General features: G+C 74.1%; 16 protein-coding genes. 8 read left to right on the top strand and 8 right to left on the bottom strand.

Annotated elements, in window-relative coordinates; translation table 11 throughout:
- Positions 1 to 309: 309 nt before the first annotated feature.
- Complete coding sequence (locus tag JQN83_RS04945; RefSeq protein ID WP_208565768.1) at positions 310 to 1,326, bottom strand: potassium channel family protein; 1,017 nt, start codon at positions 1,324 to 1,326, stop codon at positions 310 to 312.
- Between the two features lie 274 nt (positions 1,327 to 1,600).
- Here JQN83_RS04945 and JQN83_RS04940 point away from each other — a divergent pair, with 274 nt between their 5' ends.
- Positions 1,601 to 2,215 (top strand): helix-turn-helix domain-containing protein, encoded by a 615-nt coding sequence (locus JQN83_RS04940; protein WP_208565767.1) that lies wholly within the window; start codon positions 1,601 to 1,603, stop codon positions 2,213 to 2,215.
- A gap of 136 nt (positions 2,216 to 2,351) precedes the next feature.
- Positions 2,352 to 2,948, top strand: a complete 597-nt coding sequence (locus tag JQN83_RS04935; RefSeq protein ID WP_208565766.1) for an ATP-dependent Clp protease proteolytic subunit — start codon at positions 2,352 to 2,354, stop codon at positions 2,946 to 2,948.
- A 215-nt stretch (positions 2,949 to 3,163) separates the two neighbouring features.
- On the opposite strand, the gene JQN83_RS04930 is transcribed toward JQN83_RS04935, so the two are convergent.
- Positions 3,164 to 4,144 (bottom strand): zinc-binding dehydrogenase, encoded by a 981-nt coding sequence (locus JQN83_RS04930; protein ID WP_208565765.1) that lies wholly within the window; start codon positions 4,142 to 4,144, stop codon positions 3,164 to 3,166.
- A gap of 287 nt (positions 4,145 to 4,431) precedes the next feature.
- Here JQN83_RS04930 and JQN83_RS04925 point away from each other — a divergent pair, with 287 nt between their 5' ends.
- The 5 genes from JQN83_RS04925 to JQN83_RS04905 all read left to right on the top strand — a co-directional run bounded on the left by JQN83_RS04925 (position 4,432) and on the right by JQN83_RS04905 (position 11,358).
- Entirely contained in the window at positions 4,432 to 6,129 is a 1,698-nt protein-coding gene (locus tag JQN83_RS04925; RefSeq protein WP_208565764.1) for a non-ribosomal peptide synthetase, read from the top strand.
- Positions 6,126 to 7,826, top strand: a complete 1,701-nt coding sequence (locus JQN83_RS04920) for an AMP-binding protein (protein WP_208565763.1) — start codon at positions 6,126 to 6,128, stop codon at positions 7,824 to 7,826. Before JQN83_RS04925 ends, JQN83_RS04920 begins: the two co-directional genes overlap by 4 nt.
- Positions 7,823 to 9,055, top strand: a complete 1,233-nt coding sequence (locus JQN83_RS04915) for a condensation domain-containing protein (RefSeq protein ID WP_208565762.1) — start codon at positions 7,823 to 7,825, stop codon at positions 9,053 to 9,055. The genes JQN83_RS04920 and JQN83_RS04915 overlap by 4 nt, the downstream gene beginning before the upstream one ends.
- A complete protein-coding gene (locus tag JQN83_RS04910; protein WP_208565761.1) occupies positions 9,046 to 10,047 on the top strand; it encodes a MupA/Atu3671 family FMN-dependent luciferase-like monooxygenase in 1,002 nt (333 codons plus the stop codon). Before JQN83_RS04915 ends, JQN83_RS04910 begins: the two co-directional genes overlap by 10 nt.
- Positions 10,048 to 10,167: 120 nt before the next feature.
- On the top strand, positions 10,168 to 11,358 hold the full coding sequence (locus JQN83_RS04905; protein WP_208565760.1) for a cytochrome P450: 1,191 nt from the start codon (positions 10,168 to 10,170) through the stop codon (positions 11,356 to 11,358).
- Here the strand turns inward: JQN83_RS04905 and JQN83_RS04900 are convergent.
- Positions 11,333 to 11,836 (bottom strand): EVE domain-containing protein, encoded by a 504-nt coding sequence (locus tag JQN83_RS04900; protein ID WP_307799005.1) that lies wholly within the window; start codon positions 11,834 to 11,836, stop codon positions 11,333 to 11,335. The two genes, JQN83_RS04905 and JQN83_RS04900, sit on opposite strands and share 26 nt — an antisense overlap.
- A gap of 19 nt (positions 11,837 to 11,855) precedes the next feature.
- A complete protein-coding gene (locus JQN83_RS04895; RefSeq protein WP_208565759.1) occupies positions 11,856 to 12,482 on the bottom strand; it encodes a helix-turn-helix transcriptional regulator in 627 nt (208 codons plus the stop codon).
- A 479-nt stretch (positions 12,483 to 12,961) separates the two neighbouring features.
- On the opposite strand from JQN83_RS04895, the gene JQN83_RS04890 reads away from it, so the two are divergent.
- Positions 12,962 to 16,510 carry a BTAD domain-containing putative transcriptional regulator gene (locus JQN83_RS04890; RefSeq protein ID WP_208565758.1) on the top strand — a complete coding sequence of 1,183 codons (3,549 nt, stop codon included), beginning with the start codon at positions 12,962 to 12,964 and terminating at the stop codon, positions 16,508 to 16,510.
- A 36-nt stretch (positions 16,511 to 16,546) separates the two neighbouring features.
- Here JQN83_RS04890 and JQN83_RS04885 read toward each other — a convergent pair whose 3' ends face one another.
- The 4 genes from JQN83_RS04885 to JQN83_RS04870 all read right to left on the bottom strand — a co-directional run bounded on the left by JQN83_RS04885 (position 16,547) and on the right by JQN83_RS04870 (position 21,602).
- Entirely contained in the window at positions 16,547 to 17,920 is a 1,374-nt protein-coding gene (locus JQN83_RS04885; protein ID WP_208565757.1) for a hypothetical protein, read from the bottom strand.
- A 13-nt stretch (positions 17,921 to 17,933) separates the two neighbouring features.
- A complete protein-coding gene (locus tag JQN83_RS04880) occupies positions 17,934 to 19,286 on the bottom strand; it encodes a hypothetical protein (RefSeq protein WP_208565756.1) in 1,353 nt (450 codons plus the stop codon).
- A 118-nt stretch (positions 19,287 to 19,404) separates the two neighbouring features.
- Positions 19,405 to 20,172 (bottom strand): hypothetical protein, encoded by a 768-nt coding sequence (locus JQN83_RS04875; protein ID WP_208565755.1) that lies wholly within the window; start codon positions 20,170 to 20,172, stop codon positions 19,405 to 19,407.
- A gap of 14 nt (positions 20,173 to 20,186) precedes the next feature.
- A complete protein-coding gene (locus JQN83_RS04870) occupies positions 20,187 to 21,602 on the bottom strand; it encodes a hypothetical protein (protein WP_208565754.1) in 1,416 nt (471 codons plus the stop codon).
- Between the last annotated feature and the right edge of the window lie 34 nt (positions 21,603 to 21,636).

Below are 21,636 nucleotides of genomic sequence, written 5' to 3'. Positions count from 1 at the left end.
ATCAACCGCCCCTCCTACGACACCCTCGTCCAACACCAAATCACCACCGCCAAAAACACCACCACCGACACCCCCGAACAACAACTCACCAACCTCCTCCACACCGGCGACACCTGGACGATCAGCTAATCGCCCGTCGACACGTCGAAGTGGCCGTTCCCCGCGCAGGGGGCCGGCCACTCGTCGGTTCGGAAGACCAGCCGCGTCCGGCGCGGACCAGCCGGGATGCGGGGCGGGCCAGCCCACGTCCGGCGCGGACCAGCCGGGATGCGGGGCGGGCCAGCCAGCGTCAGGCGCGGCCGGCCGGGGTCAGGAGCTGGTGGTGGTGGCGGTGGGTCGGTCGTCGCGGACGTGCACGAGCATGTCGCCGGTCTCGATCACCGCGCCGGCCCGGTCCGCCAGGGTGACCACCTTGCCCCGGCGTACCAGGGCGATGACCAGGGACTCCAGCTCACGGGGGGACTTGCCCACCTCGTGCCGCTCGGCGGAACGCATCGCCAGGGCCATCCCCTGCCCCGGGGTGAGCAGATCCTCCACCACGTCGATCAGCGGCGGCGCGGAGGTGGAGAGACCGAGCAGTCGACCGGCGGTCGCCGAGGACACGATCACGTGGTGCGCCCCGCTCTGCCGCAGCAGCGGGGCGTTCTCGGCCTCCCGGACCGCCGCGATGATGCGTACCTGACCGGCGGTGAGCTGCCGGGTGGTCAGCGCCACCAGCACCGAGGCGTCGTCGCTGTCGGTGGCGATGATGACGGCCTTGGCGTTGCGGACGTGCGCCTCCTCCAGCACCGAGGAGCGGGTGGCGGAGCCCTCGATGGCGACCAGCCCGGCCGAGGTGGCCTGCCGCAGGGCGGTGCCGTTGCGTTCCACCACCACGATCCGGGACTTGTCCAGCCCGTTCTCCAGCAGGGCGGAGACCGCACTGCGGCCCTTGGTGCCGTAGCCGCAGATGATGACGTGGTCCTTCACGGTTCTCCTCCACCGACCCAGCCGACGGCCGGTCCGGTACTGCTCGGTCAGGACTTCCAGGGTGGTGCCGACCAGGATGATCAGGAAGATCACCCGGGCCGGGGTGATGAACAGGACGTTCACCAGCCGGGCCGACTGCTCGAACGGGGTGATGTCGCCGTACCCGGTGGTGGAGAGGGTGACCACCGTGTAGTAGAAGCAGTCGAGCAGGGTCAGCCCGTTCTCGTCCACGTCGCGGTAGCCGTCGCGGTCGAGATAGACCACCGCGACGGTGAGCAGGACCAGACCGAGGGCGGCGGCCAGGCGGAGACTCAACGCGCTGAGCGGACCGCGCCGCTGCGCCGGGAAATGGATCACGGTCGGTCCTGCTCCCCCTGGGTCGCCTGCACGAGCACAACATAGCGGTTACCAGGCAGGTCGACCCGCCGGGACGTCGACCTGCACCAACGGTGAGCACCCCGTCACCTCGTACCCGCCGGAATTAGTCGGCGGCAGCCGGGCCGGCCGGTGCGGGAGGGTCGGTGCCGCAGGCTCCCGCGCCCGCCGGTGTGGTCGGCTTGCCGTGACCCACCGGGGCCGCCGACGGGGCATGATGGGAGGGTTCCGGGACACCGGCCACGAGGAGGCCCGCATGTCGCTGCTGCGTCGGGTGATCGGCGGGGTGCTGCGCCGGGTACGGCTGCGCCAGGGCCGCACGTTGCGCGAGGTGGCCGCCGCCGCCGGGGTGTCCCTGCCCTACCTGTCCGAGGTCGAGCGCGGGCGCAAGGAAGCCTCCTCCGAGGTGCTGGCGGCGATCTGCCGGGCACTCGGCATCAACCTGTCCGACCTGCTCGAAGAGGCCCGCGACGAGCTGCGGCGGGTCGAGCGTCGGGTCCCCGTGCCGCCGGGCGGGAGCCTCGCCCGACTGGACCGGGTGCCGACCGCCCGCCAGGGCCGAACCGGACCCGGAATGACGACCGTGGGCAGGGCCGGGCCCTGGGGGACGACCGTCGGCGGGGCCGGGCCGGCAACCGTCGGCGGGGCCGGGACCGGGGTGACGGCCATGGGCGGGACCGGGATGACGGCCGTCGGCGGTTTCGGGCCCGCGACGACGACCGCCGGCGGATTCGGGTTCGGGACGACGACCGTCGGCGTGTCCGTCCGGGTGGTCGCCGTCGTGTCGACCGCCCGCCCCGCTGCGCGTACCGCCAGGGTGCCGGGACGGCGGCGGGTCGGCACGGGCCGGCGGCGGCTGCTGGTCGGGTAGGCCGGCCGGGTTCTGCCGAGGGCGGATCTGCCGGGGGCAGAAAGGCTGGGGCGGTGGCCGCCCGACGGCGCAGGCTGGACCCGCCGGTCCCCGGGCGGAGCGAGGTCGCCCGCCGGCAACGCGGAGGGTGGTCACCATGATCGGGTACGACGTGCGCATGCTGGACGGCGGGCAGCCGGCCTTCGGCGACCAGGTCTTCGAGCGGCTGCTGCGGGAACGGATCATCTTCCTGGGCACCGAGGTCACCGACGCCTCGGCCAACCAGATCTGTGCGCAGATCCTGCTGCTCGCCGCCGAGGACAGCAAGCGGGACATCTATCTCTACATCAACTCACCGGGTGGTTCGGTCAGCGCCGGCATGGCCGTCTACGACACCATGCGGTACGTCCGCAACGACGTGGCGACCCTGGCGTTGGGGTTGGCCGGCTCGATGGGGCAGTTCCTGCTCTGCGCCGGGGCGGCAGGTAAGCGGTTCGCCCTGCCGCACGCGCGGGTCATGATGCACCAGCCGTCCGGGGGGATGGGTGGCACCGCCGCCGACATCACCATCCAGGCGGAGAACATGCTGCACGTGAAGCGGACCATGCAGGAGCTGATCGCCGAGCACAGCGGGCGCACCCTCGACGAGATCCAGGCCGACTGGGACCGGGACCGGTGGTTCACCGCCGAGCAGGCCCGGGAGTACGGCCTGATCGACCAGGTTCTCACCCGGGTCGACCAGCTCCCCGGCTGACCGTCACCGCCCGGGACGGCAGTCGACCGTGGGCGGAGCCGACGGGCGGGAGCTGCCGACGGCCGGCGGCTGGTGCCGCCGGCCGCGCGTCGGGTCGGGGTTCCCGGCGGAGGTCCGCCGGGAACCCCGAGCGCTGCCGGTGGCCCGCCGGGCCGGCGGGCAGCCGTGGAAACCGGCGGCGTCCCGGCCACGGGTGGCGGGGACCGCGCCCCGGATCACCCGCCGACGGTCAGCACCACCTTGCCCAACGCCCGCCGCCCCTCCAGGTCGGCGTGCGCGACGGCCGCCTCCGCCAACGGGTACGTCGACACCAGCGGACGCCACCAGCCACGACCACCCAGCTCCACCGACCGGGCCGCGAGCCCCGCGATCCCGCCCGGCCGGCTGCGCAGCCGTTGCCCGAGCCAGCCGGCGGTCAGGCTGCGCTCCACCAGGTCCGCCGTGCCGATCCGGGTCGGTTCCCCCGCCGACCACCCGAACATCACGAACCGGCCGCCCGACGCCGTCGACTCCAGGGCGGCCCGGCCCAGTGCCCCGCCCACCCCGTCGTACACCAGGGTCGGCCCACCGGTCCGTGCCCGGACCAGGTCCGTCCAGTCCGGCCGGTCGTAGTCGACCACCACGACGTCCGCGCCCAGCTCACCGAGCCGGGCGGTGCGTCGGGCACCCCGGGCCGCGGCGACCACCGTCGCGCCGACCGTCCGGGCCGCCTGCACCAGCAGCCAGCCCATCCCACCGGCCGCCGACAGCACCAGCACCACGTCGTCCGCCGTCGGCGGCTCCAACTCGAAGACACCGAGGGCGGTCCGGCCCGTCCCGACCAGGGCCACCGCGTCGGCGAACCCCGTCCCCTCCGGTACGACGTGCAGCGACTCGACCGCGGTGACCGCCTGCTCGGCGTACCCGCCGGGGACCATGCCCAGGTGGGCGACGACCCGCCGCCCCCGCCACGCCTCGTCCACCCCGGCCCCGACCAGGTCGACCGTGCCGGCGACCTCGCGACCCGGCACGGTCGGCAACGCCGGCAGCGGGAGCGGGCCGCCCGCCTCGCCCCGGCGCAGCGCGGTGTCGAGCAGGTGGACCCCGCTGGCCGCCACCGCGATGCGCACCTGCCCGGGGGCCGGTGCGAGGTCGGGCAGGTCGTCGAGGACGAGATTGGTGGCGGGACCGAACCGGTGGAGGCGAACAGCGCGCATGTCCCCATCCGACAACCTGAACCGGACGTGAGGTCAAGGGCCGGTCAGGGCTCGCAGTGATCATGGGGAACCCGGCGCAGGCACGCCGGTGGTCGTTCGGGTCGCCGGAGCACCAGCTGACGGTCGAGCCGCCGACCAGGTCGGCGTAGGCGGCGTCGTCGAAGAGGGGGACGGCGCGTGCACCTTGACCGGCCCGCACCGTCGTGACAGCCTCACGGATAGATCATTGTCCATGGTTGGGTGAGTCGACGAGGGGGTCGCCGTTGCGCGACAGGGACGTCGTCCCGGTGAGCGACCGGGTGTCCACACTCGCCCGCCGGTTCCCACACCGGGTGGCCCTGGCCGACCGGACCGGGGAGGTCACGTACGCCGATCTGGACCAGCGGGCGGACGTGCTCGCCGACACGCTGTTCGGGGCCGGCGTCGGGCCGGCGACCGTGGTGGCGGTCGTCCTGGAACGCGGCGTTCCCCTCGTCACCGCGGCCCTCGCCACCTGGCGCAGCGGGGGCGTCCTGCTACCCCTCGATCCGGCCAGCCCGCCGGCCTGGAACCAGTCGGTCGCGACGGCGGCGGACGCCACGGTGCTCGTGTCGACGTCCGTGCTGCACCGGGCCCCCGGCATGCGCCAGGTGGACCCGACGCGGCCGGCCGCCGGGCCACCGCGACCGGGAGGCCGGTCCGCTGCCGGCGACCCGACCGGGCTGGCGTACGTCATCCCCACCGCCGGCACGACCGGCATGCCGAAGCTGGTCATGATCGGCCACGACGCGGTCGCCAACCTCATGGCCGCGCAGCAGCGCTGGTTCGGTGACCTCGGCGACGACGCCCGCGTCCTGCTCCATGCCAGCCCGGTGGCGGACGGCTGGATCTTCGAACTCCTCCTCGGCCTCGGTGCCGCCTGCCGGCTGGAGGTCGTCGACCGGGATGCACTGGTCGGTGCGCCGCTGGCGCGGCTGCTCGCGGAGCGGGCCGTCACCCACGCGGTCCTGCCCGCCGCCGTGCTCGACTCCCTGCCGGACGACGACCTCCCCCGGCTACGGACCCTGCTCAGTGTGGGCAGTCCGTTGGCACCGGCCACGGCGCGGCGCTGGATCGACCGGTGCGAACTGGTCAACGGTTACGGCCCCACCGAGGCCACCGTGGCCAGCACCCTGCACCGGGTCAGCCGGGCGGACACCGACGGCGAGCGCATCCCGATCGGCCGGCCGATAGCCGGATACGACGTCCTCGTCGTCGACCCCGACGGCCGGGTCGTCGCCGACGGGCAGCCGGGCGAGATCGTCATCGTCGGCCGTGGCGTCGCCCGCGGCTACCTCAACGCCCCCGAGCTCACCGCCGCCCGGTTCGGGCAGGTCGACGGCGACCCGTCCTACCGCACCGGGGACCGGGGCCGCCGGGACCCCGACGGCCTCGTCCACCTGCTCGGTCGGCTGGACGCGCAGGTGAAGGTCCGTGGCTTCCGGGTCGAGCCGGCCGGCGTCGAGGCCGCGCTGCTGCGGCTGCCCGGGGCCCGCTCGGCGGCCGTCTCCGCTGTCGCGGCGGACGCCGGCCCGGTCTCGCTCGTGGCACACGTCGTACCGACGCCGGGCTACCGACCCTCCGGTACGGCGCTGCGGGCGGCCCTGGCCCGCGCCGTCCCCGCCCACCTGGTGCCGGACCTGGTCGTGGTGGTGGACGCCCTGCCGCTCACCGCCGCCGGGAAGGTCGACCGGCGACGGTTGGCGGTACCGGCCGGGTCCCGACCACCGCACACCCCGACCGAACGCGCCATCGCCGCGATCGTCGAGGAACTGGTCGGCGTCGACGGGGTCGGCCTGGACGACGACCTGACCGACGTGGGCTGGCATTCGCTGCTGACCACCCAGGTCGCGTTCCGGATCGAGCGACGGCTGGGCATCCGGCTCACCCTGGAGGAGATCGTGCGGGCCGGCACGATCGGGCGGATCGCGGCGGTCGCCGCCGACCGGGCACCGGACCCCCGATGACCGGCGGACCAACCGTGCCCGGCCTGCTGCGGCAGCGGGCGGCGGACACACCGGACGCCGCCGCCCTGTGCCACCCCGACGGCGCGACGCTGACGTTCGCGCAGTGGGACCGGTCGGCGGACGCGCTCGCCGCCGCGCTCGTCGACGACGGGCTACGGGTCGGCCAGCGGGTGGCGTTGCTCTTCGACGAGCGGGAGTGGTTCGGGTACGCCACCGCGTTCTGTGGCGTGCTGCGGGCCGGTGGGGTGGCGGTGCCGCTGTCGGCCCGGCTCCCGCCGGGACAGCTCGTCGAGCGGGTCAGCGTCGCCGGGGCGGTCGGGATCATCCGGGAAGGCTGCGCCGTCCCCCCGGAGCTGGGCGGCTGGCAGCGCGGGCCGGCCGGGACCGCAACCGACGCCGTGCCCGACCGGGCGACCCCGGGCGGCGCAGCCCAGATCATCTTCACCTCGGGGACCGAAGGGTCGGCCAGGGCGGTCGTCGCCACCCACGGCAACCTCACCCACGGGCACGACACCGCACCCGGCCGGCGACAACTCGCGCACTCCCGCTATTTCCTGCACGCCTTCCCCCTCGGGACGAACGCCGCCCAGACCATGCTCCTCACCGGCCTGGCCGCCGAACCCGCCGCGCTCGTCGTGCCCCGGTTCGACGCCGCCGAGGTCTGCGCCGCCGTCGAGGAGTTCCGGGTCGGCACCCTCTTCCTCGTCCCGTCGATGGCCCGGGAGCTGCTGGACTCCGGCGAACCCGACCGTCGTGACCTGTCGTCGCTGGTGCTCGTGGGAACGACAGGCGACGTGCTGCCCGCCGCCGTCGCGCGGGCCCTCGGCGACGTCCTGCCGTACGCCACCATCGTCAACACCTACAGCTCGACCGAGGCGGCGCCGGCCCGCACGACGATGGTGTTCGACAGTCGACGCCCGGACGCGGTCGGTCGGGGCACCGTGCGGATCACCGACGACGCCGGCCGGGAGGTCGCTGCGGGCGAGGTGGGTCAGGTCTGGATCGGCTCCGACGCCCCACCGCGCCGCTACCTCGACGGTGGTGACGCCGCGACGTTCCGCGACGGTTGGACCCGCACCGGTGACCGCGGCCGGCTCGACGACGAGGGCTACCTGCACCTCACCGGCCGCGCCGCGTCGACCATCCACTCCGGCGGCACGAAGGTCTCGCCGTTCGCGGTCGAACAGGCGCTGCACGGGCACCCCGACGTCCGGGACTGCGCGGTGCTCGCCCTCGCCGATCCGGTGTTGGGCGAACGGCCCGCCGCCGTGCTGGTGACCCGTACCGGTGCCGTACCGGCGGACCTGCGGGCCTTCCTCGCTGGCCGGCTGTCCGGCGCGGAGATCCCGCAGCGGATCGTCTGTGTGGACGCGTTGCCGCGCAACGACGGCGGCAAGGTGGTCACCCGGTCGCTGCGGGACCTCTTCCCGCCGGCCGGATCGACGCCCGCCGCCGCCCCGGTGACCGTGGTCGAACGACGACTGGCCGACATCTGGGCGACCGTGCTGGGCGTGGCCGCCGTGGGCCGCGATGACGACTTCCTCGCCCTGGGCGGCAACTCGATGTCGGCGTTGCGGCTGGCCCGTCTCGTCTCCGACCAGTTCGCGGTCGCCACGCCGGTGTCGGCGCTGTACGCCCGGCCGGGCCTGGCCGCGCAGGCCGCCTGGATCGCCGACCGGATGTCCGGGTCACCGTGACGCAGTTCGTGCCGACCTCGCCGCTGCAACGGGGCATCTGGTTCAACGAGCAGCTGGTCGCGCTCGGGTCGGCGTACACGGTCGCGGTCACCGCCCACCTGCGCGGCCCGGTCGACGTGGGCCGGCTGGCGCGGGCCTGCACGGCGCTGGCCGCGCGGCACCCGCTGCTGACCGCCGGCTGCCACAACCTCGACGGCCTGCCCTGGCTGGCGGTCGGCGAGCACCCGCTGACGCTCGCGGTCGAACCCGCCGCCGACGGGACCGTCCGCGAGCGGGTCGAGCGGGCCTGCCGCACCCGGTTCGACCTGTCGGCCGGGCCGCTGGCCCGGGTCTGGTGGTTCCCCCTCGGGAACGGAGGTGGGGTGCTCGTCCTGGCCGCCCACCACCTGATCGTCGACGGCCGGTCCAAGGACATCCTGCTGCGGGACCTGGCCGACCGCTACGGCCCCGACGCACCGGCGGTGGCGGCGCAGCCGGCCGGACCCGGGTACACGATGCCGCCGGAGCACCTGGTCGTCGCGGCCACCGAATACTGGTGGCGGAACCCGCCACGCCCGGTCGAGCTGCCCCGCGACGGCGGGGTACGCCCCGGCGACACGGTCGTCCGCGCGCTGACCCCCCGGACCCGTACGAGGCTGGCCGAGGCGGCCGTCGCACTGGACGCGACCCGGTTCGAGCTGCTGCTCACGGTGCTCGCCAACTGCCTCGCCCCCGACGACGGGCCCACCTCGATCGCGATCGAGCTGTCGGTGCGTACGCCGGCCGACGCGGACCGGATCGGCATGTACGTCAACGAGCTTCCGCTCACCCTCCCCACGCCACCGACCGGCTCGTACGCGGCGGCGCTGACGACCGTCCGCGCCGGCCTGCGGGAGCTGTACGCCCACCGGACGGTCCCGTTGGCGATGTGCCGGCCCGGGACACGGCCGTTCCTGGCCACCGCCGCCGTCTCGGTCAGCTACCGGCGGATCGCCCCCGGCCCGGTCTTCGCCGGCGTCGCCACCACGGTGGACTGGTCGGCGTTCAACGGGGTCGCCCGCAACGCCCTGCACGTCATGATCGCCGACGGCGAGCAGACCCACGTCACGTTCCAGTTCCCGGCGTCGGCCGGGGCACGCCGACGGGCCGACGCCCTGATCGACCGGGTCCTGGTGGTGCTGGACCGCAGCCTCACCGCGCCGCAGGCGACCCTGGTCCGGCCGCAGGAGGAGCCGCCCCCGTGGACCTGAGCCTGTTCTTCTTCTCCGCCAGCGCCGACGACGCCCACGACCTGCTGCTCGACGGCGCACGGTTCGCCGACGACCACGGCTTCGCGGCGGTCTGGACGCCGGAGCGGCACTTCCACGAATTCGGCGGCCCCTACCCGAACCCGGCGGTGACCGGTGCCGCCGTCGCGGCGGTCACCCGGCGGGTCGGTGTCCGCGCCGGCAGCGTCGTGCTCCCCCTGCACGACCCGTTGCGGGTGGCCGAGGAGTGGGCGGTCGTGGACCGGATCTCCCACGGCCGGGCCGGGGTCGCGTTCGCCTCCGGTTGGCACGCCGTCGACTTCGTCCTCGCCCCCGACCGGTACCCGCACCGCAGGTCGGCGTTGCCGGAGCTGATCGACGAGGTGCGTTCCCTGTGGCGGGGCGGCACCACGCCACGTCCCGACGGCGTCGGCGGTCGCGTCGACGTCGAGGTCTTCCCCAAGCCGGTGCAGGCCGACCTGCCGGTCTGGATCACCAGCGCCGGTGACCTGGCCACCTTCGAACTCGCCGGGCGGCTCGGCGTCGGCGTCCTCACCCACCTGCTCACCCAGAGCCTCGACGAGCTGCACACCAAGATCGAGCGGTACCGGCAGCTGCACCCCGGGCAGGGCCGGGTCACCCTCATGCTGCACACCCTGGTCGGGCCGGACGACCAGGGCGTGTCCGCCCTGGCCCGGGAGCCGATGACCCGCTACCTGCGGTCCTCGCTCGACCTCGTGGCGGGGATGCTGCCCGGCTCCCCTTTCCACGACTCCACGGTCACCGACGACGAGGCGGACTTCCTCATCGGCCGGGTGCTCGACCGGTTCCTGGCCGAACGGGGGCTCTTCGGCTCGGTGCCGACCTGCGCCCGTACCCTGCGCCGGCTCGCCGAGGCGGGCGTGGACGAGGTCGCCTGCCTGATCGACTTCGGCCTGCCGGCGGCGGCGACCAGATCCGGCCTCACCCACCTGGCCCGACTGGTCGGGCGGTGACCCCGGCGGCGGACCGGCGCCCCTGCGTACCGGCGGCGTCAGCGCCACCGGACCCCCGGCGGGGCCGGTGCCCGCGTCGGGGGGTGCCCACACCCACGTCCGCCGATCGAAGGAGCGCTGATGGACGACGACCTCCCCGCATTCCCGCTGCCGCCCGCGTCGGGGCTCGCTCCCGCCGCCGACTTCGCCCGCCGACGCGGGCAGTGCCCGTTCGGCCGCGTCCGGCTGCCCAGCGGCGACAGCGCGATCCTGCTCGTCCGGCACGCCGACGTCGCCGCCGCCGTCAGCAGCCCCGCGCTGTCCCGCAACCACCTGCTCGCCGACGCTCCCCGGCGCAGCGGCGAACCCAACTTCCTCTACGACCCGGACCTGCTCATCAACCAGTCCGAGCGGTCCCACACGGCGGTGCACCGGGTCGCCACCCGGGCGATGGACCACGCGCGGGTCGCCGCCCACCTGCCGGTGGTCCGGCAGGTGGCCGACTCCCTCGTGGACGCGATGACCGCCGACGGCCGCCGCGACGGTGACCTCGTCGCCGGGTACACCGACCGGCTCCCGCTGCTGACGATCACGCGGCTGCTCGGCATTCCGACCGAGGACTGCGACAGGATCCGCCGCTGGTCGGGGGCGTACACCCACTCGCATCCCGGCACGCCGCAGGAACGGGCCCGGCTCGTCGCCGAGTTCGGCGCATACGTGCGTGGGGTCGTCACGGGCGGGTCGGACGCCGCGCTGCTGGCCGACCTGGTCGACCCACCGGACACCGCCACCCGGCTCCCGACGGACGAGCTGGTCAGCCTGACCAGGCTGATGCTGTCGGCGGGGGTCGAGGCCCCGGCGACCGTGCTCGGCCGGGCGATGCTACGGCTCCTGGGGGACGACGCGGCGGACTGGCGGGCCTTCGTCCGGCACGGCACCGACCCCACGGCGATGGCCGACGAGCTGCTCCGCCTGGTGTACGCCGGCAACGTGGCCGCGCTGCGGACCGCGACCACCGACCTCGTGCTGCCCTCCGGCACCGTGCCCCGGGGCACGGCCGTGCTCCTCGCCTGGATCTCGGCACTGCACGACCCGGAGGTCTACCAGCAGCCGGAGGCGCTCCTGCCGCACCGCAGCGGCCCGAAGTTCGTCGGGTTCGGCGGGGGCCGCCACTACTGCCCGGGTCGACGGCTCGGCCGGGCGATCCTGGCGGTGGGGCTGGAGCGGCTGCGGGCCCGGTTGCCCGGCCTGCGCCTCGCCGCCGACGGGCCGTTCCCCATCGCGGAGCGGGAGGTGGGTGGGGTCGTCACCACGTTGCCGGTGCGCTGGTAGCGCCGGACACCACGTCGGCCGCCTCGGGCAGGTGGTCGGCGAGGGCGGTGAACTGCGCCCGGGTCAGGTACGACGGGTTGGCCGCCTGTGGCTGGCGGAACACCTCCAGCCCGGCCAGTCGGGGGTCGGCGCGCAACCGGTCCCGGTGCAGCCGTCGTGGCTCGGGCAGGACGGTCAGGTCCAGGGGCACCGTCCAGGGCGCGCGGGCCTCCCCGCCGGGCACCGGCTCGCCGGTGAGCCGGCCGATCCCCCAGACGCCGTACGGCAACCGTCCCCGGCTGCCGCTGGCCCAGAACACCACGGGCTGACCGGCCCGCATCAGCCGGGCCCGGTAGCCGGGGCGTACGCACCAGCCCGTCACCCGGGGGTCCCGGGCGAACCGGCCGGCGAGGTCGACCAGGTCCGCATTGCCCTTGATCAGCCAGGCGCCCAGGTCGTCCCGGGTCACCTGACGTTCGTCGGTGCGTGCGTGCGGCACGTCGGGTCCTCCTCGGCGGTCAGATCAGCCCCTCCCGGACCGCGTAGGCTACCGCGTGGGTGCGGTTGCGCAGCTGGAACCGGCTGGTGATGTCGTGCAGCACGTTCTTGACGGTCCGCTCCGAGTAGCTCAGCCGGGTCGCCACCTCCCGGGTGTCCATCCCGTCCGCCACCAGCCGCAGGATCTCGCTCTCCCGCACCGAGAGCCCGTTGACGTCGATGCCGCGCGGGGCGAGCACCGTCTGCTGGAGCCGGGTCACCTGCTTGACCAGCAGACCGAGCACCTCCGGGGGCATCGCCGCCCCGCCGGAGGCGGTGCTGACCACGAGTTGGGCCAGCCGGTGGCCGGTCGCCTCGGTGCGTGAGGCGAGGGCGCGTACCCCCAGCTCCACGGCGGGGATCAGCGCCGAGTCCGACTCGACGGCGGCGACCAGCACGAAGCGCCGGCAGCCCAACCGGCGCACGGCCCTGAGCACGTCGAGCGTGTCCCGGTCGAGGGTGTCGGCGGCGACCACACCGACGGTCTCGGCGGTGATCATCTGCGCGGGTACGACCTCGATCTCGGCCCGGCCGCGCAGCGCCGCGGTGATCCCGGCCGTGGAGATCGGGTCGGGGGTACGGATGTAGGTCTGGGCACGTCCGTTCATGGCGGTTCCTTAGCTTCCGGGCTGAGGCGGGCGTCGGCTGCCAGGCTGACGCTCAGCAGGGGCAGATCGGTGGTCCGGAGGCCGGTGCCGAGCGGTTCCGTGACCGGGTGGGAGTCGCTTCGCCGAGATGGACACCGGCCAGCGGGTGGTGGCGGTGCCCGTCGTCCACGGTAGAGACGGCGGTCGGTCGCGCACTGGAGGCCGGCTGGACGCCGGCAGATAGACATCCTTGCCGGGTGACAACGTTTTGAGCTGCTCAAATGCCCGTGCGTCCATAAGTGAGCGATGGGGCCACCGGCAGAACCGGCAGAACCGTTGCCCCGAAGGGCGGGCGGCCCTGCCCCATCGGCAGGTTTGACCTGCGGGTAGCCCGGTGATTCAGTGGCGAAGATCATGGTCATCCGACCGGTCAACCGGCAGAATCATGTGCTGGCAGCGCTGGTGGGACAGGCGCGCAGCCATGACAGGGAGGCCCGTTGATGGCCGACAGCGGTGGTGAGATCCGACGACGACGACTGGGTGCCGGACTGACCCAGGAGCAGCTGGCCGAACGGGCGGGAATCAGCGTCCGGGCGGTGCGCGACATCGAGCAGGGCCGGGTCCGCAACCCCCGGGCCGAGTCGCTGCGGCGGATCGCCGCCGCCGTCGGTCCGCCGCAGCTGAAGCCACCCGGCCCGGCGCCACCCGTCGCCACGCCGGTACCGACCCTGCGCATCGACGTGCTGGGGCCGCTGCGCATCCAGGTCGGCGTCGAACCGGTCACGCTCGGCTCCAACCGCCAACGGATGCTGCTCGGCCTGCTCGCCCTGCACCCGGACGCGATCGTGTCCCGCCACGAGATCGTCGACGTGCTCTGGGGTCACGACCCGCCGGACAGCTGCCTCAACCTCGTCCACACCTACGTCGCCCGGTTGCGTCGGGTGCTGGACCAGCCCGGCGGCCCCGCCGCCACCATCACCCACGTCGGCGGCGGCTACCGGTTGAGGGTCGACCCCGCCCAGCTCGACCTGAGCCGGTTCGCCGCCGCGATCGAACGCGCCGAGGGCAGCGTCGCGGGCGACCTGCCGAGCCTGGACCGGCTGGCCGGGGCACTGGCGCTGTGGCGGGGGCCGGTGCTGGCCGATGCGGCGCCGAGCCTGACCCAGCACCCGACCGCCGCCGCCCTGAACCGACGTCGCATCGCCACCGCCGTCACCTACGCCACGCTCGCCGTCGACCTGGGCCTGCCCGACCGGGCGGTCCGGGAACTGCACGCGGTGGCCAGCCACGAACCGCTGCACGAGCAGGTGCACGCCCGGCTGATGCTCGCCCTGGCCGCCTGCGGCCAGCAGGCCCGCGCGTTGGCCCTGCACCGCGACCTGCGCGACCGCCTCGCCGAACAGCTCGGCGTGGAGCCCGGCCCGGAACTGCGGGAGGCACAGCTGCGCATCCTGCGCCAGGACCTGCCCCGGATGGTCACCCACCCGGGCGGGCCGGTGACCGGCACCGCGTCGGCACCCCGCCTGACCGAGGTGGCACCGCGCCGGCCCGAGGTGGCGCAGCCGACCCCACCGTCGCGCCACCGGTCACCGGCGCAGCTGCCGCCCGACGTCGCGTACTTCACCGGGCGCAGCACCCAACTGGCCGCCCTCGACGCGCTGCTGGTCGGGGCGACGGCGGCCCGGGGGCCGGTGGTCATCTCCACCATCACCGGGATGGCCGGGGTCGGCAAGACCGCCCTGGCGGTGCACTGGGCGCACCGGGTCCGCCGGCACTTCCCCGACGGGCAGCTCTACGTCAACCTGCGTGGCTACTCGACGGCCAGCCCGGTCCGCGAGTCGGAGGCCCTCGCCGGGTTCCTGCACGCGCTCGGGGTGCCGGCCGACCAGGTGCCGGTCGACCCCGGGCAGGCCGCCGCGCTGTTCCGCACCATGCTGGACGGTCGCCGGATGCTGGTGCTGCTGGACAACGCCGCCAGCGCCGACCAGGTCCGCCCGCTCCTGCCGGGGGCCGCCGGCTGCCTGGCGCTGGTCACCAGCCGGGACCGGCTCAGCGGGCTCGTCGCCGTGGACGGAGCACGCCGGCTCGACCTCGACGTGCTCACCGTGGACGAGGCCGGCACCCTGCTCACCCGGATCATCCCGCCCGACCGGGTGGCCCGCTCAGGTGAGATCGCCGAACTGGCGACGGTCTGCGCCCGGCTGCCGCTGGCCCTGCGGATCGCCGCCGCCAACCTGATCGACCAGCCCCAACAGTCGATCAGCGCGCACACCGCCCGGCTGACCGCCGGTAACCAACTCGCCGGCCTCCGTGTCGAGGGAGACGACCAGGCGGCCGTCCGGGCGGCGTTCGACCTGTCGTACGCCGCGCTGCCCGCCCCGGCCCGCCGGCTGTTCCGGCTGCTGGGCACCGCGCCGGGGACGGACGTCACGGTGACCGCCGCCGCCGCCCTGGCCGGGATCGGTGAGCCGACCGCCGCACACGAGCTGGACCGGCTCGCCGCCGCGCACCTCGTCCAGCAGGTCACCCCCGGCCGGTACGCCTTCCACGACCTGCTGCGGCTCTACGCCCTGGAGCGGGCCACCGCCGAGGACCCCGCCGCGCAACTGCGGTCCGCCGTCCGACGTCTCTACGGCTGGTACCGGCAGCGCACCGACGCCGCCGCCGCCACGATCTATCCCCACCTGGTGCGGTTGCCGCCCGACGGGGCCGAACCGCACCCCGATGGGTCCCCGTTTCCCAGCTCAGCCGGGGCGATGGCCTGGCTGGAGGAGGAGCACACCAACCTGATGCGGGTGATCGCGCACGCCGCCGAGAACGGGGCCGACCCGGCCGCCTGGCGGATCCCGGACGCGCTGCGCGGCTACTACCAGTTCCGCCCGCACAGCGACGGCCTGGTCGCCGCGACCAGCGCACTGCACGCCGCACAGCAGGTCGGCGACCATGCCGGTGAGGCCGCGAGCCGGCTCGGGCTGGCCAGCCTGCATCTGCGCCGTGGCGAGTACGCGGTGGGTCTGTCCCACGCCACCGCGATGATCGACGCGGCCCACCGGGCGGCCTGGCCCGAGGGGCTGGCGGCGGCGTACGGCACCTGTGGGCTGCTGCACCTGCGGGCCGGCCGGCTGGCCGAGGGGGCCGAGTTGACCCGGCTGGCGGTGAGCATCCACGAACGCCTGGGCGGCCCCGAACGGCTCAGCACCAGCCTCGGCAACCTCGGGGTGATCTACCGGGACATGGGGCGGCTCCGCGAGGCGGCCGAGGTCTTCCGGCAGTCCCTGGCGCTGACCCGCAGCACCGGGATGTGGATGAGCGCCGGGATCAGCCTGAGCAACCTGGGCGAGGTCCAGCACGCCCTCGGCCAGCACGGCGAGGCTCTCGACCACCTGCGGGAGGCGCTGGATCTCAGCCGGCGGACGGGCTACCGGCCCACCGAGACGGAGAGCCTGCGCCGGTTGGCGGCGCTGCGTGTGCAGACCGGCGACCTGGGCCCGGCGACGAAGCTGGCCGACGAGGCGCTGGCCCTCGCCGACCTGATCGGCGACACCGCCCAGCAGGCTGCCGCCCGCAACGTGCGCGGCGCGATCCACCAGCGCAACGGTGACCCGGCGGCGGCCGTCGAACACCGGCGGGCACTCGAACTCGCCCGGGCCGGTGGTGCCCGGGGTGAGGAGGTCGAGGCGCTCATCGGGCTGGCCGAGGTCTTCGGCGACACCGACCCGACGGAGGCGGTCGCGTTGGCCCGGCAGGCCCGGACGGTGGCCCGCGCCGCCGGCTACCGGGTCTGGGAGGGGCACGCCCTGGTGGCCGCCGCCGAGGCGATGCGGAACACCGACCCGGTGACCTCGGCGCGGACCGCCGAGGAGGCGCTGGCCACCCACCGGGAGACCGGGCACCTGCTCGGTCAGGTCCGGGCGCTGCGGTTGCTGGTCGCGCTCGGCCCGGCCGGTGGCGTCGACGCCGCCCAGCAGTCGGCGTACCGGCGGGAGATCACCGAGCTGTCCCGGCGGGTCCGTCCGGTGGTCGACGAGGACCTGCCGGTCAGCCCGTGACGGTGAAGTGGCGGCGGCTCTCGTCGTCCAGCGGGGTCAGGGTCGGCCGGCCGCCGTCGTCGGTCCGGAGCACCAGCAGGCCCTCGACCGGGGCGTCGTCCTGGTGCGACGCGTGCCACCTGATCCGCAGCTCCGCCCCCGGTCGTCACCCCCCGGCTCCCACCGGGGGGTGAGGGCCAGCCGTACCGGGGATCCGGTGCTGTTGCGTACGGCGTCGGGGCCGCCCCGGCCGGGTCCGCCGTCGACCCCGGCCACCAGCAGCGTGACCTGCCGGAAGCCGACGTGCCGACGCCCCCGGTGCCACAGCACCGGCCACGACTCCCGGTTGGCCGTCGGGTCGTCACCGTAGTGGGCGTCGATGCCGACATCGTCCCCGTCGGTCCGGTGGGTGACGCTGCGGTCGACGCCGACCGGGGCGACCAGGTAGCGGTGCATGGTGCACCGGAGCCCCAGCAGCAGCCGGACCGTCCCCCGGAGGGCGGGCCCACCGTGGTAGGTCAGCAGCACCGCACCCGGGTCCGCGGCTGCGGTGTCCAGCATCGCCGACCGTGCCTGACCGGCGGCGTCGCGTACCGCCAGGGTCTGTGGACCGTCCAGGCCGTGGAAACCAGTCACCGTGACGGTGTCGTCGACGTAGGGCGTGGGGTGGGCCTGCGGCAGCTCGGCCGGCGCGGCGGTGAGCCCGGTCGCGTGCCACGCCGGGCGGCCACCGCCGGGCCGGCGGGCGGCGTGCACCGGCACCGCAGGCCGGTCGTGCACCCCCGCGTTGACCGGGGTGACGAGGAAGTGGGTACGGGTGGCCAGCGACTGGTCGGCCACCTCGAAGAGCCCGTCGCTGTGCACCAGGAACGAACCCACCTCGTCGTGTTCCGGGGTCAGCTGGACCCCACCGACCGTGGTCTGCTCGTGGTGCACCCGGTAGCCGATCCGGATCGCCGGCACCGTGCCGTGGGCGGCCTCCAGCCGGGCGGTGAAGACCAGCGAGCCGACCTCGTTGAACTTGTTGAACGGGTTACGGCCGGCCCCGACGGCATGGGGCGACACGCTCAGGTCGGTGATCCCCCAGCAGGGGAAGTGCGACAGCGCGCTCTGTCGGAGCACCAGCGCCCCCACCCCGACGTCGGCCACCACGTAGTCGAAGGTGGTGAACCGGACCAGCAGGTCCACACAGACCCGCTTCGGGCCGGCCGGGCCGGATCGACGGCGCAGGTAACGCAACCAGTAGGAGTGCTGCCGTTGCTGGTCGCCACGGACCATGCCGGTGCCGGCGAGGTGGGGCTGCGCCGGGGAGATCAACTCCCGCAACGTCGCCTGCTCCGGGAAGCCCGCCCCGCCGAACCCGGTCACCGTGAAGGCGTCGCCCACCGGCTCGTCGGGCCGGTATCCGGTCAGCCGTATCCGACCAGGCACAGTTTGTCTCCGCTCAGCTCAACACGGTCAGATGCTGGTAGGTCTGCTCGTCGGCGAAACGGACCACCGGCCCGCCGGAGGCGTCCACGGTGATCAGGAACGCACCACCGACCGGCACGGCGGGGCCGGCGGCCGGGCCCACCGCCTCCTCGGACCAGCGGACCAGCAACCCCGGCACGTCGTCGTCGGTGCCCTCGTACCACTCGGGGACGAACCGCAGCCGCGACCCGACCGGCCCGGTGCGGGCGGCGGCCCCGGCCGGGTCGCCGTCGTCGGGCAGGGGACGCAGCGACACGTCGACGAACCCGGGGTGCCGGCGGCCGTGGTGGAAGACGACGGCGTCGGCGAACTCGTTCTGCTCGATCAGGTAGCAGCAGGTGCGCAGGTGCAACGCCAGGCGGGCCCGGACCCGGCCGGCCCGGCGGTCGTCACCCCGGTCACCGGCGCGGGCGTACTCCACGATCATCCCGTCGTCGCGGATGTCGCCGCCCATCGACGCGCTGTACCAGCGGGGGTGGCCGGTGTGCCAGACCCCGATCTGGTCGGGGCCGGCGACCCGCTCGAATCCCTGCACCTCGACCGCGCCCCGGCGGGCCCGACCGGTCGACACCCGCATCGCGGTGACCGGCGGCGGGGCCGTGACGCCGGTCGCCCGGTAGACGGTGAGGCTGCGCCCGGGTGGCGGCTCGGCCCCGACGATCGGCCGGTCGTGCACCGACCCGCTGACCGGGACGAGTCGCCACGACGAGCACCCGGACGTCCCGGACGCCGGTTCCAGGGTGATCCCGCCGTCGCTGTGCACGGTCAGCGCCCCGGTCTCCTCGTGCCCGGGGGCGTACCCGTCCCCGACGATCGGGTTCGCCACGTGCCGCACCCGGTGCACGACCCGGATCGCCGGCACCGCGACGCCCGTGCCGGCGGCGGGAACGAACCCGATCTCCGGCTCGAAGACCAGCTGGCCGGCGTCGTTGAACTTGTTGAACGGGTTCCGGCCACCGGCCCCGGTGTCCCGCAACGAGATGCTGAGATCCTCGATCCCCCACAGGCCCGGCACCGGCAGCGTCGACCGGGGTGAATACCGGTCTGTGCCGGGTCGGACCTGGTAGGGGAAGGTGTTGAACCGGATCACCAACTCCACCGCCACCAGCTTCGGGTGCCCCGGACCCGGGCCCCGGTAGCGGTACCGCAGCCAGTAGCAGTGCCGCCGGGTCAGGGTGCCCCGGTCCAGCCACACCGCGCCGTCCTGCTCGTCCGGCCACAACTCGTCGGCGAGGAACTCCCCGACCGGCAGGGCGGCGTCGCGGAAACCGGTCACGGTGAACCGGTTGCCGGAGAGTTCCTCGGGCTCGTACTCGATGGTGGTCACGGCGTGGTTTCCCTCTGTCCGCCCGGTCGGGGGTCCGGGGTCGTGGCGATGACCGGTGGGTCCGTGGGGTGGGGCGGACGCCGGGCCGGCAGGCGGGGTGCCGGCCCGGCGTCGGCGGTCACACCAGGTCGTACTCGCGGGCCAGGTACTGGAACTTCTCGTCGGTCAGCACCGTGGCCAGGACCCGCTGGTCGGCCTCGGAGAGATCGTCCACCTCGTCGTCCAGCACCCGGTCGAGCACCTCCCGGGCGGCAGCCGGGTCGAGGTCGGCCAGCGGTTCCGGCGACGACGCGTCCGGCTCCGGCTGCTCGACGGGGTACGCCGACCCGCCCGACCCGTCGTAGTCCGGCCCGTCAGGACCCGGCAGCTCGTCGCCCGGCCCGTCGTAGCCCTGCTGGTGGTAGCCCGGCTGTTCCTCGCCCTGGCCGTCGTAGCCCGACCCGTCGTATGCCTGCCCGTCATAGCCCGACCCGTCGTGGGCCTGACCGTCGTACGGGTGCTGGTCGTCAGCCTGCCCGTCGTAGCTCTGCTGGTCCTGCTCGGCGGCCTGATGGGCGGCGGCCACCCAGTGCTGGGTCACCGAGTCGATCATCCGGGCCATCTCCGCCGCCGGCTCACCCAGCTCGTCGACGGCGAAGACCTGCACCGGCGCGAGGGAACTGGCCTGGTGGTAGACGGTGTCGTAGAAGTCGGCCAGCCAACCGTTGCGCTGGTACCAGTCCGGCTCGCCCCAGCCCTGCCCGAGCAGGTCCGGCAGCAGCTCCCAGCCGGTCTCCGGCTGCTCGGCGATGATCCGGTGCGCACTGACGACCGCCCAGCTCAGATAGGCGTACGAGTCGTCCAGGCCGGCCGGGCCGGTGGTGTCGAAGTTCTCTGGATAGTTCATCGCTCGTCTCCCGCTCAGCCCGTGACGGTGAAGTACTTGTTGCTGTCGGCGTCCAGCAGGCGCAGCACCGGGCTGCCCGACTGGTTGACCCCGAGCCGGAACTGACCCTTGTTGCGGTGGCTGCGGGAGCGGCCCTCGGCACCGGCGTGTTCGGCGGACCAGTCGATCCTGAGCTGCACGCCGACCTGCCCCTCGACCTCCTCGACGTACGGCCCGAAGAACAGCGTCGACTCCTCGTGGTGCCGGTTCTTGACCGCGTCGACGTCGTACCGTTCGCCTTTCTCCCCGACCACCGCCGCCTCGCCGCGCCCCACCTCCAGCACCCGCAGGGAGACGTCGCGGAAAGCGGTGTACCGCACCCCGTTCACGTAGACGATCTGCCGGTTGCCCTGGTCGTCCGGTGCGGTGAGGTAGGGCACCAGGGTGAAACGCAGCAGCAGCAACGCCCTGATCTTGGTGCGGACCTTCCGGCCCAGCACGGCACCGTCGCGGACGTACTCCAGTCGCAGCGCCGCCTCGTGCCCGTCGGCCTCCGCCGCCGAGGCGACGACCGGCTGCTGGCCGTTGTTGAGGACGGTGATGGTGTTCGGGCCGTTCATCCGCTCGAAGCCGATCACCTGCATGCCCCGGTGCTCGTGCGGGTCGAGCATCCGGCCACCGTGGTCGATCCCGCCCAGCTCGATGCGCTGGGCGTTGAGCACGGTGGTGGTGCCCACCTGGCCGACCTGGTCGACCCGGGTCGGGCGCTGGTGCACGCTGCCGCTGAGCGGGGTGATCCGGAAGTGCTTGTCGGTACGCCCCTCACCGTGGTTGATCTCGAAGCTGCCGTTGCTGTGCACCAGGAACGCGCCGGCGTCGTTGTGGCTCAACCCGAGGGGTGCGCCGAGCAGGTTCTTCGCCTGGTGCTGCACCCGGTAGTTGATCCGCAGGTGGGGCATACCGTCGTGGGCGACGGCCGCGTCGAAGGTCAGGCTGCCGGACTCGTTGAACTTGTTGAACGGGTTGCGCCCCCGGCCGGTCGGCATCAGCGACACGCTCAGGTCGGTGATCCCCCAGCACGGGTAGTCGCGCAGGACCGCCCGTTCCTGCGCGGTGGGGCCGTCGTCACCGTTCTTCGGCACATAGTCGAAGGTCGTGAAGCGCACCAGCAGCTCCACACAGACCCGCTTCTTGTCCGTGACGCCGATGCCCCGGCGCAGGTAACGCAGCCAGTAGACGTGTTGCCGGGACTGGCCGCCCCGGACCATGACGAGCTGGCCGTTGGCGATCGGCGCCGGTGAGATCAACTGGTTCAGCGGCACTTCCGTCGGGAAGCCGGCGTTGCTGAACCCGCTGACCTGGAACACCCCGTCTGTCAGCCCCTTGGCCTGCCCCTGCGCGAACCCGATCATGTTCGCGGTGGTGTTCAGGGCGATGGCGACTTCTGTCACGGATACACCTCCGACGTGGGACCGTCGGGCCCGT

The organism is Micromonospora antibiotica, assembly GCF_017599305.1.
Classification (GTDB): Bacteria; Actinomycetota; Actinomycetes; order Mycobacteriales; family Micromonosporaceae; genus Micromonospora; species Micromonospora antibiotica.
Note: the sequence above shows the minus strand (reverse complement) of the source record. Positions and strands in the feature narration are given on the sequence as shown.